This is a genomic window from Roseovarius halotolerans (assembly GCF_900172255.1).
Lineage (GTDB): Bacteria > Pseudomonadota > Alphaproteobacteria > Rhodobacterales > Rhodobacteraceae > Roseovarius > Roseovarius halotolerans.
Genome location: NZ_FWFU01000001.1, coordinates 424,626 through 439,446, shown reverse-complemented (window position 1 = coordinate 439,446; position 14,821 = coordinate 424,626). Strand labels below are relative to the sequence as shown.

The window sequence follows — 14,821 nt, the reverse complement described above, 5'->3', positions numbered from 1 at the left end:
TTGCCGGCACAAGGCCGGCAACCCAACTTAACGCTATTCGATCTTGCCGGTTTCCTTGTAGGTCAACGTGGTTTCGACCCAGTCTTCCCCGCCGCCGACCAGATCGTAGAGTTGCGGCCAGATGGCGCGCGCCTTCTCGGCCCAAACCTCCGGGTCCTTCAGCTCGCAGAAGGTGACACCGTGATCCTGAATCAGGGCCTCGCGCACCCGCGTGCCATTCTCGGCGACATATTGAGCGTGCGAGACATCCGTTTCCTCGGCCGACTGGCGCAGGATGGCGCGGTCTTCTTCCGAGAGGCTCTGGAGGAAGTCGTTGTTGATGATCACCACGGCGGCCTGCGGCAGATAGGTCGCCTCGGTGATATACTTGATATGCTCATGAAAACCCATGTTGAGCACCACATCCGTTGGGCTGTCGAAGGCATCGACCACGCCGGTGGCAACCGCGCCATAGGTCTCGCCCCAGGCGATCGGATAGGTGGACACGCCCCAGCTTTCCCACATGGCCGTCATGACCGGGTTCTTGGGTGCGCGGACCTTCAGCCCGTCGAGGTCGCCGATCTCGTCGACGCATTCATCCTTGGTAAAAATGCTGCGAAAGGCGTTGTTGAACCCGCCGATCACACGCAGGCTTCCGCTTTCCTTAAGCACGCGTTCGTTGAGCGCATCCCGATAGGGACCGGCGCGCAGCAACCCGCCCTCGCCGGTCAGGTCCTCGGGGCCGCTGTTGAGGTAAGGCAGCACCAGCACATTCAGGGACGGCGCAAGCTGCGCCACGTTGTTCGAGGTGATGCCGCCCATCTGGACACTGCCCAGTTGGACCTTCTGGGCGATGGCCTGCTCTGACCCCATGACGCCGCCGTCCAGAACCTCGACCTTGATCTCGCCGTTGGAGTTCTTCTCAACCGCATCCGCGAACTGATGCGCATAGACGCCGTAAGTATGCTCTGCCGGGCAACAATGCGCATAGGTCAGCGTCACTCGCGGTTCGGCTTGCGCCAGCCCGGTCCCGACGCCCATCGCGGCGATTGCCAGCATGGGCAACATCCCAAGCCTTTCGCACAATTTCATGAACATGATTTCCTCCCTTTTCCGGCTCAGATTGCCGATGTCCCGCGAAGCGCCCTGGAGCGCCTTGCGGGGTTTCTATGGTCCGGCCACCGCAAAACGCGGCTCCGGCACGCCGCGGGCATCGAGCCCGCGGATAGCGAACAGGCCACCGGCCAGCGGTTCCTGTGAAAGCTGTTCTTCCGTCATCGAGAAGGTTGCCGAGGTTACATAAAGCGTCGCCATGTCCGGCCCGCCGAAGGCGCACATCGTCGGGCAGTTCACCGGCAGCCGGACAAGCTGCAGCAACGCGCCCTCCGGCGAGAACCTCGCGACCGCTCCGCCATCAAACAACGCCCCCCAGTAGTCGCCTGCCTCGTCAACCGTAGCCCCGTCGATCCGTCCCGCATAGCTGCTGGTTTCCACGAAAGGACGGCGATTGCTGATCTTGCCGCTTGGCATGTCCAGATCGTAGCGGATCGACTCGTCTGTCCGGCTGTTGGAAAAATAAAGCGCCTTGCCGTCGCGGCTGAAGGCGATGCCATTCGACACCGTGAACCCGTCATCCATGCGATGCCATGTCAGATCCGGATCAAGGCGGTAGAGCGCAGCTTCCTTGCACTTGAAATCAAGGCACATCGAACCGCACCAGAACCGCCCCGCCGCGTCCACCTTGCCGTCATTGAGCCGCGTGGGCAACCCCGGCTCGGGATCGCCGATGCGCTCCAACCGCGCTTCCTGCCCGGAAATGTCGATCAGGGCGAACCCGTTGGCCATTCCGGCAATGAGGCGGCCATCATCGCAGAGGCCGATCGAGCCGATGGTTTCCGGCATGTCCCAGAACCGTGCATCCGACCCGTCGTAGTCAAGCTGCCAGATTTTCGCACCGTCGCTGTCGATCAACAGAAGCCGGTTCTTGCGCGGGTCCCAGAGCGGGCATTCGCCCAGCCGCGCCGGCCCCGGCCAGATACATTCGACACTGACCCCGCCAGTGCTCTGTGCAGCGTCAGTCATCGATCTGTCAACGGTCTGGCGATCCATCGCACCCTGCTGCTTTCCGTGAGTCTCCGCAGGAGGGTAGCAACAATCGCAAAACTGGAATAATGTATTTTATGAGCGATCAAGAGTTATAAAATGAATATCTCGCTACGCCAGCTCCGCTATGTCGTCACCGCGTCCCAGACTGGCTCCATCCTGGGTGCGGCTCAGGCGCTGAACATATCCACATCATCGATCCTCATGGCGATCGACAAGTTCGAACAGGAGTTCGGCACGCAGGTCTTCGTGCGCCAGCGATCCAAGGGGCTGGTCACCACTGCCGCGGGGATACGCGCCATCGCCCGGACGATCCGGCTGCTCGACGAGATGGATGCCTATGTGCGCGACATTTCCGGAGGCGAGAAGATTCCCTCGGGCGAGTTGCGGGTGGGTTCGTTCACCTCGCTCTCTCCCAACGTCACACCGCAGATCATCAGCGACCTGCATGCCGCCTGTCCCGACCTGATCGTGCATCTTTCGGAAGGCGACATGATCTCGATCCAGGAGAACCTGCGCAGCGGAATGGTCGATATCCTGCTGACCTACGATGCCGGACTCTGGGAGGAATTCGACTATGAAATCCTCGCCAATGCGCCGCCCCATGTCGTCCTTGCGGAAACCGACCCGCTTGCCCGCAAGGCGCGCATTTCGCTGGCGGATCTGGAGAACAAGACACTCCTGCTCTTGAACCTGCCGCAATCACGCGATTACGTCGGTTCCCTGTTCGAGCGCGCCGGGATCAAGCGCGGCCCCGTGCAGCGGCTGGAATCCTTCGAGATGGTGCGCAGCTCCGCCGCCGCCGGGCTTGGCGCGGCGATCCTCAACATCCGCCCCTTCACCGACAATACCTATAGCGGGCTGCAGGTGGCTTGCCGGCCTCTGGTCGAATCTCAACCTAGCCCGAACATCGTACTCGCGACCCGGGGCGGCGCGCGGATCAGCCGCCGCGCGCAGGCCTTCGCGTCCTATAGCCGTGCCTTCTTCAAAACGCCGCGCGCGCAGAACCTGTTCGTGACCTGAGGACGCCGGGGCAGACCTGACCGCAACCGGCGTCCGCCTTGTATGAAGGAAGATGGAGGATCCGGTTCTGAACCGAGCGGCCATCCTGCCAGAGAAAAACCGCCCCGGGTTTACCGGAGCGGTGCGCCTTTGGCTGGCGAAATGGATCGGCTGTGACCGCTTCGCATCCCGCGCGGCCACAGCCGATGCGAGGTCTCAGCTTCCCTCGCGTGGTTCCTTGCCAAGCACTTCAAAGGCCTTTTTCACGTAGGCTTTGCCGTCAAAGCCCAGCTCGGCTGCACGGTCGTAGAATTGCTTGTAGGACGCCCCCGCGAACTCAGCGGCCGTGACGCGCTCCACCTCCGAGGCGGGCGCAGTCCAGAGTTCGACGCCTTCGGCCTCCATCTCTTCGACGGCGGCGCGCACACTGGAATAGAAGTCATAAAGCGCCTCTTTTTCCAGCGCATCCATCTCGATCTGGATCGCGCTCCGGTGCTCCTCGCTCAGCCCGTCCCATGTGTCCTTGTTCATGATCACGACCCAGCCGGTGATCGGCCCGATCTGCCAATTCTGCACATTCGGTGCAAGGCGCCAGTATTCCTGCCCATTGCCGTAGCAGGTCGAGGTGAACACCCCGTCGATCACACCGCGTTCAAGGGCGGGGGGCACTTCCGACAGCGGCAGCGGCGCGGGTTTCGCACCGATCGCTTCCATCAATGCGGCGGTTTGCGGGTTATGGACCCGCAGGCGCTTGCCTTTGAAATCCTCGAGCGTGCGGATCGGCTCCTTGGAGAACAGCGCCTGGCTGCACCAGGCCCCTTCGGCAAGAACAACCGAATTCCAGCGTTCTTCCCAGAGGGCCTCGATATCGCCGCACCAGAACGCCTCGCAGAGATAGGCGTATTCCGCCATGTTGTTGATCAGCCCCGGGAGGTTGAAAAGCCCCATGCGCGGGTCCTCGCCCGCGAGATAAGTATGCAGGGCGCCCGACATCGGCACGCGGCCATCGCGCACGGATGCAGTGATCTGGGTTCCGCCCACAAGTGAATCGTTCAGGCTGACCGTGACCGCGCCACCGGTCGCCCGGCTGATCCGCTCGGGCACCTGTTCCATCATCTTCGTATAGAGCGAATTGGGCGAGGGCAGCACGCCCATCGTCAGATCTTCGGCCTGTGCCGGCGCGACGAATGCCCCGGCGGCCAGACCAAGCATCACCCCCAAAGCGCCAGTCGTGGCGCGCGCTTTCATCAGTAGCGTCATTTTCTTCCTCCCAATAATCAGCTGTCCGCGACCACCTTGCTCGCAGACATTAGGATTGTCATACAATATTACGATAATTGCAACCTTTCAGGGCTTGATGTAAAACGCATGGGAAGCCGGATTGACCGGTGCACGAGACAGGGGGAGCGGAGCGTGTCTGATTCATTTTCATCGCCAACACGAGCCGATGCGGAAAACCGCTATGAGGACGCCTTGAATCGGCTTGCCGGGATCACCGGGGTGATCAGTGCAATCGGTGTTCTGGCGATGACCGGGATCGTGGGCTACGAGGTGCTTTCGCGCTCATTGTTCAATGAACCCACGATCTGGAGCGCCGAGATCTCGACCTATCTCCTGGTTGCCATCGCCTTTCTGGGACTGACAGCGGCACTGCGCGGGGGCGATCACGTCCAGGTCGAGGTGCTGCTGACAGGTCTGCCCGACCGCTGGTCGCGGCGGCTCCTGTGTTTCGGGGATTGGCTCGGCCTGACGATGGTGGCCTTCGCCGCCTGGCAGATGGCGTTCTTCAACTACGCCGAATATGTCAACGACACGCGCGACTGGGGGCTGCTTGCCACGCCGCAATGGATACCGGAGTTGCCGGTCAGCATCGGACTCGCGCTATTCGCCGCCGGTCTCTTGCTTGAGATCATGCGCAAGTCGGAGCGGGTTTTCTCGGTGATCATCGTGGCGTTGCTGATGGCGGGGCTGGCCATCGCGCTGTTCATACTGGGCGCGCGCCCGCCGTCGATTCTCGGCACGCGGCTAGACTGGGGATCTGCCAGCATCGCGATCTGGATCTGCCTGAGCGCGCTGGCCATTAACGGACCCGGAATGGCCGGGGCGGTGGGTGCCGCCCTGATCGGGGTTTCGGGCATTTACTGGCTGGCCAACGGGCTTGGGTTGGCGGCAGTCGGGGCGCTGATTGCCATGACCATCCTCGTGCTGCTGGTGATCGGTGTCCGGGTGGCGCTGGCGCTTGGCATCATGGGACTCCTGACGCTTCTTTTCCTGCTGCCCACACCGCAATTGTCTGTGCTGGCGGAACGCTCGTGGAACAGTGTCAACACGTTCACGCTGACGGCCGTCCCGATGTTCGTGCTGATGGGGGCCTTGCTGATCCGCAGCGGCGTGACACGCGAAATGTTCGACGCAATGGGCAAATGGTTCGGCCGCACGCCGGGCGGCCTGGCCCATGCCAGCGTCGGCGCATCGGCAGTCTTTGCCGCCGTCTCCGGCTCAAGCCTTGCAACGGCGGCAACGATGGGGAAGGTCGCCTGCCCCGAAATGATTGAGCGGGGTTACGACCGGCGGCTGACCTACGGGGTGGTCGCGGCAGGCGCCACGCTTGGCATCCTCATACCGCCCAGCATCGCGATGATCATCTATGGCACGACGGTGGGCGTGCCGGTCACGCAGTTGTTCATGGCGGGCGTGATTCCGGGGCTGCTGCTGAGCGCGGGCTTCATGGGCTGCGTGTTGATCTGGTCGCTGCTGCGTCCCGAGGCCACGCCACGCGGAATGCATTACAGCCTTGCCGAGAAGATCCGCGGCAGTCTTTCGGTGCTGCCCTTCGGCCTCATCATCGTTGCCGTGCTCGGCTCGCTCTACGCCGGCTTCGCAACCCCCACCGAGGCCGGCGCGGTCGGCGCCATCGCCTCGCTTCTGGTCTGCGCGATGCGGCGCATGGTCAGCCTGCGCCTACTTTACGAAACCGCACTGGAAACGGCGCGGATCACGTCTTTCCTGCTGTTGATCGTGGTCGGTGCGGCGATCATGAGCTGGGGGTTCGATTTCCTTCAGATTCCGCGCTCGCTTGTCAGCACGGTCGACAACGCGAACCTGCCCCCTTGGGCCGTGGTGCTGATACTTGCGGCGCTCTATGTCGTTCTGGGCATGTTCGTTGAATCGATCTCGATGATGCTGATGACGCTGCCGGTCACCTTTCCGATCATCATCGCGCTTGGTCTTGATCCGATCTGGTTCGGGGTTGCGCTGGTGGTGATGATCGAGCTGGGCCTTGTCACCCCGCCCGTGGGCATCGTGCTGTTCGTCCTGCGCGGCGTGAGCGGGGATGTCCCGTTGCGCGACATCGTTTACGGGGTGCTGCCCTTCGTGGTGGTGATCCTGCTGTTCCAGGTCCTGATCTATTTCGTGCCCGAACTGGTCCTATGGCTGCCCGAACAGACCAAATAGAAAAGCCCCGGCACCGCGTCGGCGGGCCGGGGCAAGAAAGAGCAACATCGCGACGATCATTCGAGACCGGGCATGTTGCCAGGAAGGTTAACCGCCCTCGGCCGGTTCGATATCGAGACGGACGATCCAGTCCTCGGCCTGTTTGGACAGAGGGGGATAGAGGCTCATCACCTTGGGGTCGTGACCCGGAATGATATGTCCGGGCTTTGCCAGGCTGCGCAGGGTATCATAGCCGAGAAGCGCGTCCGAAACGCTGTCGCAGGTCGGAAAGACCTTGCCCTCGTCCATGTGCCTGTAGTGATGTGTTGCATCCGACGCCAACAGAACCGGGCCGCGCGCCGTCATGACGCGCACGCATTGCAGCCCGCGCGCATGGCCGCCCACATGGTGCAGCGTGATCCCCGGCGCCAGTTCGGACACCGTGTCATGAAACTGAACCGACCCCGCATAGACCCGCCGCACCAGCCCCACCACATCCTCGACATTGTAGGGATGGTTTGCATGGGCATGGCACATGCAACGACCGGTGGCGAAAGCCATCTCGCTGTCCTGAAGGTGAAAGCAGGCGTTCTGAAAGAGGTCGTTGTTGCCCGCGTGGTCGTAGTGCATATGAGTGATGATCACGTCCTTCACCGCATCCGGGTCCACACCCGCCGCCTGAAGCCCCTCCGACACCGGATGCAGGATGTCCCTGCCCCGCTCTCTTGCCTGCTGCTCGCCGAAACCGGTATCGACGACGATGGTGCGATGCGCGTTGCGGATCACCCACACGAAATAATCGAGGGGCATATCCGTGTCATGCGGATCCCCCCCGATGAAATTCTCGGGCGATCGCCGCGCGTTATGCGCATAGCGGATCGCCAGAAGTTCATAGATTTCGCTCATCCTCGCCTCACATTTCCTCGAAGGCCTCGCGCGCCGTGCGGAACGCATCCACCGCAGCAGGAACACCGCAATAGATAGCAACCTGAAGGAACACTTCGCAAATCTCCTCCTTCGAGACGCCGTTGCGCAATGCGCCCTTGATATGCATCTTCAGTTCATGCGGCCGGTTCAATGCGCTGATCATAGCCAGGTTGAGCATCGAGCGGGTCTTTTTCTCAAGCCCGTCCCGGCCCCAGACCGCGCCCCAGCAATACTCGGTCACGAGCTCCTGCATCGGGCGGTTGAAATCATCCGCATTGTTGATCGAGTTCTCGACGAATTCCGCGCCCAGAACGGATTTGCGGATTTCGAGGCCCCGCTCGAAGGTTTCCTTGTCCATCATCTTGCTCCTTCTATTTTAACTTTCCTTCGGCTGTGCCGGGCCTTGCGACCCGGCACGGCATTTGTCATTCGGTCGGCCATTTAGGCGCGGCGACAGCCAGCTCCTCGGGGAATACCGTTACCGGCACGCCCTCCTGCCACTGGATGATCGTCAGACTGGCCCCTTCACGGCGACCCATGTCGTCAAAGCTGATGGTGCCGCCGGGATAGTATTCGGATGGCCCGCCGTCGAGATTGCGCAGTGCCTCGCCCAGTGCCTCGCGGTCGCGGCTGCAGCTCTCCTCAAGTGCCGCTTTGAACACCCACATGTCGCCATAGGTCGAAATGGCATTCTGCGTCATCCACGGCTCGCCATATTCATCCTTCAGCCGCTGGATCAGGTCCTCCTGACCGGCGGCACCCCAGTTGGCCACAGCCGACATCACCCCGTCGAGAAGCTCCGGGTCCATGGTGTTGAGCACTTCGGGTTCCGCGATGGCGATCCCGAACGAGATCGTGGGAACGCTGACACGGAATTCCTGCATCTTTTCAAGGATGAGATTGGCATCCGAAATAACCGTCGGCAGGAAGAACAGCAGATCGGGCTGGCGCGCCCGGATCGTCTGGATCAGCGATGTTGCATCGCTGAGCGGCGGCGTGAAGACCTCTTCGGAAACCAGCTCAAGCCCGACATCGTCAAGCAGCCCGTTCTTCATCCGCTCGACGGATGACAGCGAGGCTGCGGTGTTGTCGGTGATCACCGCCACCGTTTCGGGGCGCTTGCCGGTCTGCTCCTCGGCCAGGTCCATGATGATCGGCAACGCGATCTCAGCCTGGCCACCGGCTGTCGCCGACGTCTGGAACACATTTTCATACCCGCGCTCGGTGATGAGATCCGAATAGGACAGGGTCAACACCGGCAGGTTCGCGCGCTCGGTCACCTCGGTCACCGCCAGGGTGAAAGAGCTGAGATACGAACCGGTGGCGCCCACCAGGTCCGGATAATCGGCCACCATCCGCTGCGCGGCATTGGTGGCTTTCTCCACCGAGTCGCCGGAGTCGATCACAACCAGTTCAAGCGGCGCACCGTTGAGGCATTCGATCCCGCCAGCGGCGTTCACATCCTCGACACCCAATTCTGCGCCCATCTTCATCACCTGGCCGGGCCGTGCATAGATCCCCGACACCGGCGCGATCAGCCCGATCTGAACCGGCTCGGCATCCTGCGCCAGCGCGCTTCCAGCGCCGAGCGCGGCGACGACCGTGCTGCACATCAATTTTCTCATTATATTCATTGTCGTTCCTCCCTTTTCAAACGGTCTACATGCCGAGATATGCCTGCCTGACGCGGTCATCCGCCTTCAGTGTCTCGCCATCGCCCTCCAGAACCACGCGCCCCGTTTCCAGCACGTATCCCTTGTCAGCGACCTGCAGCGCCTCGGCGACGCGCTGCTCCACGAGCAAGATGGTCAAACCGGCATCCTTTCGGATTTCCATGAGCTTATCGAAGACGAAATCGGCGATCGCCGGGGCGAGCCCCATCGACGGTTCATCCAACATCAGAAGTTTGGGCGAAGACGCGAGACCACGGCCGATGGCGACCATCTGCTGCTCGCCGCCCGACAGTGTCCCGGCGAACTGCCCAGCGCGATCCTCGAGGACCGGCAGCCAGCTATAGATCTGCTCCAGCGTCTGGGCCCAGTTCTTCTTGCCCGCTTCCGTGATTGCGCCCATCTCGAGATTCTCGAGCACGGTCAGCGAACTGAACACCTGACGGCCCTCGGGCACATGCGCGATGCCCAGGTGCGGGCGCGCGGCGGGGGCAAGTTTCATCAGGTTCTCGCCCTCGAACAGGATTTCCCCGCCCATTGGCTTCACGGTGCCCGAAATCGTCTTGAAAAGCGTCGATTTACCCGCGCCGTTCGGCCCCACGATCGAAACGAACTGGCCCGCCTCCACGCCGACGGAAAGGTCGTGCAGAACCGCGATTTCGGAATACCCAGCAGAGAGATTACGAATTTCAAGCATTGCTCGCCCACTTCTTGCCAAGATACGCCTCGATGACACGCGGATCGCGGGTGACGGCTTCGGGCTCGCCCTCGGTGACGACCTCGCCGTGATCCAGAACCAGGAAACGATCCACCAACTGAACCATTGCCTGCATCGTGTGCTCGATGATCACGATGGTCTTGCCGCTTTTCGCAAGCCGCCGGATGATTGCGATCACCTCTTCGGATTCATGTTTGCCGAGTCCGGCCAGAGTCTCGTCCAGCAACAGGATCTCAGGCCGCCCCGCCAGCGCGCGCGCCAGTTCCATCAGGCGCAGATCCTTGGTGGTCAGGCCCCCGGCCATCCGCTCGGCGATACCGTCGAGCCCCGCCTCGTGCAGCGCCGCGCGCGTGATCTCTTCGGCCTCGTCCTCGCTAGCGGCGTGGACATATGCGCCGACCTTGACGTTGTCATGCACGCTCATCCGCTTGAACGGGCGCATGATCTGAAAGGTCCGGCCGACCCCGGCGCGGCAGATCGCATGCGGCTTTTCACCCAGCACGTCACCGCCATTCAGCCTCACACGCCCCTCATCCGGTTTCTGAAAACCGTTCAGCAGGTTGAAAAGCGTGGTCTTGCCCGCCCCGTTGGGGCCGATGATGCCCAGGATCATGCCGGCAGGCACCTTGAAGCTGACATTCTGCACCGCCTTCAGGCCCCCGAAACTTTTCGACAGGTTGTCGACCTCAAGCACCGGTTCGGCGTCTGCATCCGCACTCGTCCTGAACTGGGTGGGCAAGGGCGTGACCGTCGCCAGCGCCTCGGCATCCGCCGGTGTCTCGGACTTCGGCATCTCCGTTTCGCCACCCGTTCCGCTTCGGCCGCGAAACAGGTCGCGCGCCTTCCAGTACAGACCTTCGGGTGCGGCGATGATCAGCACCACGATGGCAATGCCATAGACAACCCCTTGGATGCCGGGCAGGTAGCTGCCCAGTTCGGCGTGCAGCGTTTCGGCGATCGGGATCAGGAAGGACGCACCGATGATCGGCCCCCAGACCGTCCCCACACCGCCGAACATGGTCACGGTCAGCGCCTGGGCCGAGATCAGCATCCCGAAAACGCTGTGGGGGGTGATCACCAGGATCACGACGGAATAGAAGGCGCCGACCAATCCCGCGATTCCGCCACTGACGGCGATGGCGGCAAGTTTCCAGCCCAGGGTATTGATCCCCGCTGCCTCTGCCGCCGCCTCGTTCTGCTTGATGGCGATCAGCGCCATGCCGAAACGCCGGGTTTCGATGATCCGGGTCAGCACCACGATGGCGGCAAGGATCAGCATCGCCAGGAGCGTGTATATGCGCCCGTCATCGAACTGCATGTAGGCCGCGGGGTTTTCCCTTTCGCGCGGCAGGCTGATTTCGGGATAGCCAAGCCACTGAAATACATACATGAATGCCAGCGGGTAGGCGAGCATCGAAAGCGCGAAGTAATGTCCGCGCAGACGGAATGTCGGCAGGCCGATCAGCACCCCGGCCGTCGCGCCGATCAGGGCCGAGACCGGCAACATGATCCAGGGCGAGATCCCCAGATGGTAATGCGCCAGCACCGTCGCAAAGGCGCCGAGCCCGAAGAACGAGGCATGACCGAAGGAGATAAGGCCGGTATAGCCGCTCAGCATGTTCCAGGACAGCCCGAAGCTGGCCCAGACCAGAACCATCGTCAGGATGAACTGGTAGTAGGAATTGGTCACGACCATGCTGAGGGCAAGATAGGCGACCGCGAAGATCCCGAACGGGATGAGTGACTTGAAGACCTTGCTCATCAGGTGCGCTCCACGTTGCGGCCAAAGAACCCCTGCGGGCGCAGGATCACGATCAGCAGGAAGAAGACGAAGATCGTCGCGTTCTGAAGCTGTGTCGGCAGAATGATGGTGGACAGCTGTTGCACCAGCCCGATCGCCATGCCGCCCCAGAAGGCCCCGATCACGCTGCCGATCCCGCCAAGGACGACCCCGGCATACATGATGATCACGTACTCCAGGCCGACGAACGGATGGAACGGATAGTTCGTCGCCAGCAGCCCCCCCGCCGTCGCGGTAATCGCGGTTCCCAGCGCAAAAGCCGTCCGGTGCGAGCGGTCTACGTCGATCCCCATATAGATCGCGGCCTCGGGGTTGTCGGCGGCGGCACGAAGCGATTTGCCCAGGGTTGTGCTCTTGATGACCCACCAGAGCGCGACAATGATCACCACCGAGATACAGGCCGAAACCAGCCGCGCCTTGTTGAGGAACACCGCGAGCCCGTCAAGAAACGGCCCCACGAAGATCGCATCACTCGAAAGCGGCGTGCGGATCGAGATCAGTTCGGCGCCGAACAGAATCATCGCCCCGTTCTGAAGGATAAGCGCGATCCCGAGCGTCAGGATCAACTGGGCGTAATGCCCCTCGCCTTCCAGGTCCGCCGTCTCGATCCCGGTGACGCGCCGGATCAGCGTCCGGTGAATGAGCCAGCCGAAGCCATAAAGAAGCGGCGCCGCCAGCAGCACCGCCACGTAAGGCCCCACCACCGGCCCCAGGAAGGACGGCAACCCAAGCAGCGTCAACGCAAAGAAGGCGGCATACATGCCGATCATCATGAAGTCGCCCTGAGCGAAATTGATGACCCGCATGATCCCGAAGATCATCGCCAGGCCGACGCACATCAGCCCGTAGATCGCTCCGATCAAAATGCCCGCTGCGATGGCCTGCAGCGTGGACTCTATGAGTATCTGTGTTTCGGTCATGTGCTTGTCTCCAGCCCGCCCAGGCTCGCGACGCGCGCCGCATCATCCAGCGATGCGAGCATCTCGATAGCCTTGCCCAGTTGCTCCGCGCGATCCTGTCCCAGAAGATCCCGGCCATGACGGTTGAACCGTGAAACGATAAGTTCGGGGGTCGCGAAATGGATGTCGTCATGCGCGCATGCCGTCTCGCTGCCATCAAGGAAACGCAGCGTGACCCGCGCGCCCTGCTTGCCGGGGAACGCGGCGTTCAGTTCGGGCGATACATCAAAGCGCATAGCGCCGATGAGACGCTTGATCGCGGCGTCATCGAGCTTCTGATAATTGGTCTCTGCGATCTCGCCGGCATCAAGCGCCGCAGCCACGCCGAACGCGATGCTCATCTTCGCCGCCAGCGGCGTGCCAAAAGGGCCAAGCGATGCGCATCCGGGATAGTTGAGTGCCGCGTCATAGGTTTCAAGCCGCACCTCTCCGATCTCGCTGGCGGGCTTTCCCGCCTTTTGCAGCGCCGCAAGCGCGGTCTGTGCGGGCGACTGGGCGAAATTGCAGGCCGGGACATCCTTGTTGAAGACGGTGGCGATCTCGGCCTCGACCTTCGTGGGGAATAGCTCCAGGGCAGCGCCATCGGTGACCCGTGCGAAGGCCGCCAGAAGCCCGGACTCCCCCTCGAGGATCGCCGGCGATCCCCAGGCGCCCGCCTGCGCAAGCCGCACGCTTGTCAGCGCGTTGCGCACTGCGAATCCGGGGTGGAAATACATCTCGTCAGCGCCGTGATGCGGCCACTGGTTCATGCCGCCCGCCGTATTTGCCGCCAGCGACAGCGCGCTGGCCGTGACATCCACCGGCAGGCGCAAGGCGCGCGCCACCGCCGCCGCGGCCGCTACCGGCCCGACAAGGCCGGTGGGCCGGAACAGCCGCGCGACTTCCGGCGTGACCAGGGCGCGTCCCAGACGGCCACCCATCTCGTAACCGACCACAGCCCCGGCAAGAAAATCCTCGCCGGAGATCCGGTGCTCCTGCGCGGCCGCCAGCAGCGCGGGCCAGACGACGATGCCCAGATGCGCGATCGAACCCGGATGCATGTCTTCGCGCACCAGACCGTGACCGCGCACCGCATTGGCAAAGGCTGCATCGCCCGGAACCGCCCGCTTGGCGGCGCCGATTATCGTCGCACCGGTCGGCGACGGCTCAGCCACGGCCTCGGCCTGTTGCGACCAGGGCAGGCCCGCCGCCTCGAAAGCGCAGCTGTAGAAATCCGTCAGGCAGATCCGCGCCTTGTCGAAATGCGGCGCAAGGGTCGCCAGCGGCACCTCCTGTGCCACTTTCGCCGCGGCCTCAATGGCGTATGTCTCCCCCCTGTCTGTCATCAGCCACGGATCTCCACTCCGGTCCAGTCCTCGACCAGCTTCGCCATGCAGGTGAAATCCGAGTCAGGCCCGTATTTGGAATTGGTGATCGCCAGAATCTCGCGCACCATCGCCCCACCCAGCATCGGCACCCCGAGATTCTCGGACTCGTCGATGCACAGGCGTACGTCCTTGTAGGACAGCGCCGTCGCAAAGCCGAAATCGAACGTCCCCGGCAGGACCGCCTTGGGGAACTTGTCCTGCGAGGCGCTGTTGCGGCCCGTGGACAGGTTGATGATGTCCAGCATGGTCTTGGCATCGATCCCCGCCTTGACCCCCATCGCCATCGCCTCGGAGGTCAGGAAGATCGCCGCCGCTGCCAGCATGTTGTTGGCCAGCTTCACGACCTGCGCCTGCCCGGCCTCCTCGCCGACATGAAAAGACTTGCCGAAATGAGCGACGATCGGGGCGACCTCATCAAATACGTCCTTGGGACAGGACAGCATCAGCGCCAATGTTCCCTCCTGGGCACCCTTGATCCCGCCGCTGACAGGGCAATCGACCCATTGCTTGCCCTTCTCGGCCAGACCGGCGGCCACTTCGCGCGCCGTGGTCGGCCCGGTGGTCGACACGTCAAGCATGATCCGTGCGCGCTTGCCTTGCACGATACCGTTCTCGTCCAGCGCGACGGCCTTGACGATAGCCGGGGTCGGCAGGCTCGTGAGCACGATATCGGCCCTGTCGGCCACGGCCGCGGGACTGTCTGCTCTGCTGGCGCCCGCCTCGACCACGGCTGCGATCGCCTCGGCGCTCTGGTCGTTCACGACCACCTCGTAGCCCGCCGCCAGCAAGCGACGCGACATCGGTCCGCCCATCCGGCCCAGCCCTACGAATCCAAGTACTGGTTTGCTCATGTCTTCAGT

At 62.6% G+C, this 14,821-nt stretch carries 13 protein-coding genes; 2 read left to right on the top strand and 11 right to left on the bottom strand.

Annotated features, from left to right (window positions below):
* Positions 1-33: 33 nt before the first annotated feature.
* Together ROH8110_RS02095 and ROH8110_RS02090 are read right to left on the bottom strand one after the other, a co-directional pair.
* Positions 34-1,077, bottom strand: a complete 1,044-nt coding sequence (locus ROH8110_RS02095) for a TRAP transporter substrate-binding protein (protein ID WP_085816123.1) — start codon at positions 1,075-1,077, stop codon at positions 34-36.
* A gap of 69 nt (positions 1,078-1,146) precedes the next feature.
* On the bottom strand, positions 1,147-2,061 hold the full coding sequence (locus ROH8110_RS02090; protein ID WP_170156452.1) for an SMP-30/gluconolactonase/LRE family protein: 915 nt from the start codon (positions 2,059-2,061) through the stop codon (positions 1,147-1,149).
* A gap of 120 nt (positions 2,062-2,181) precedes the next feature.
* Between ROH8110_RS02090 and ROH8110_RS02085 the strand changes: the two genes are divergently transcribed.
* Entirely contained in the window at positions 2,182-3,105 is a 924-nt protein-coding gene (locus ROH8110_RS02085) for a LysR family transcriptional regulator (RefSeq protein WP_085816121.1), read from the top strand.
* 195 nt (positions 3,106-3,300) lie between these two features.
* Here the strand turns inward: ROH8110_RS02085 and dctP are convergent, their stop codons facing one another.
* Positions 3,301-4,344 (bottom strand): TRAP transporter substrate-binding protein DctP, encoded by a 1,044-nt coding sequence (gene dctP, locus ROH8110_RS02080; protein WP_085816120.1) that lies wholly within the window; start codon positions 4,342-4,344, stop codon positions 3,301-3,303.
* Between the two features lie 153 nt (positions 4,345-4,497).
* Here dctP and ROH8110_RS02075 point away from each other — a divergent pair, with 153 nt between their 5' ends.
* Positions 4,498-6,540, top strand: coding sequence for a TRAP transporter large permease (locus tag ROH8110_RS02075; RefSeq protein ID WP_170156453.1), 2,043 nt, complete (start codon positions 4,498-4,500; stop codon positions 6,538-6,540).
* A gap of 87 nt (positions 6,541-6,627) precedes the next feature.
* On the opposite strand, the gene ROH8110_RS02070 is transcribed toward ROH8110_RS02075, so the two are convergent.
* The 8 genes from ROH8110_RS02070 to ROH8110_RS02035 form a co-directional block, all read right to left on the bottom strand.
* Positions 6,628-7,425 (bottom strand): N-acyl homoserine lactonase family protein, encoded by a 798-nt coding sequence (locus ROH8110_RS02070; RefSeq protein WP_085816118.1) that lies wholly within the window; start codon positions 7,423-7,425, stop codon positions 6,628-6,630.
* A 7-nt stretch (positions 7,426-7,432) separates the two neighbouring features.
* Positions 7,433-7,804, bottom strand: coding sequence for a 4-carboxymuconolactone decarboxylase (pcaC, locus tag ROH8110_RS02065; protein ID WP_176236578.1), 372 nt, complete (start codon positions 7,802-7,804; stop codon positions 7,433-7,435).
* A gap of 67 nt (positions 7,805-7,871) precedes the next feature.
* Entirely contained in the window at positions 7,872-9,071 is a 1,200-nt protein-coding gene (locus tag ROH8110_RS02060; protein WP_085816116.1) for an ABC transporter substrate-binding protein, read from the bottom strand.
* Between the two features lie 34 nt (positions 9,072-9,105).
* The gene (locus ROH8110_RS02055; protein WP_085816115.1) at positions 9,106-9,813 is read right to left on the bottom strand and encodes an ABC transporter ATP-binding protein; all 708 of its coding nucleotides are present in this window, start codon (positions 9,811-9,813) and stop codon (positions 9,106-9,108) included.
* On the bottom strand, positions 9,806-11,596 hold the full coding sequence (locus tag ROH8110_RS02050; RefSeq protein WP_085816114.1) for a branched-chain amino acid ABC transporter ATP-binding protein/permease: 1,791 nt from the start codon (positions 11,594-11,596) through the stop codon (positions 9,806-9,808). Before ROH8110_RS02050 ends, ROH8110_RS02055 begins: the two co-directional genes overlap by 8 nt.
* Positions 11,596-12,555, bottom strand: a complete 960-nt coding sequence (locus ROH8110_RS02045) for a branched-chain amino acid ABC transporter permease (protein ID WP_211330739.1) — start codon at positions 12,553-12,555, stop codon at positions 11,596-11,598. The genes ROH8110_RS02050 and ROH8110_RS02045 overlap by 1 nt, the downstream gene beginning before the upstream one ends.
* Positions 12,552-13,919, bottom strand: coding sequence for an MmgE/PrpD family protein (locus ROH8110_RS02040; RefSeq protein ID WP_085816113.1), 1,368 nt, complete (start codon positions 13,917-13,919; stop codon positions 12,552-12,554). The genes ROH8110_RS02045 and ROH8110_RS02040 overlap by 4 nt, the downstream gene beginning before the upstream one ends.
* Positions 13,919-14,812, bottom strand: coding sequence for an NAD(P)-dependent oxidoreductase (locus ROH8110_RS02035; RefSeq protein ID WP_085816112.1), 894 nt, complete (start codon positions 14,810-14,812; stop codon positions 13,919-13,921). Before ROH8110_RS02035 ends, ROH8110_RS02040 begins: the two co-directional genes overlap by 1 nt.
* Between the last annotated feature and the right edge of the window lie 9 nt (positions 14,813-14,821).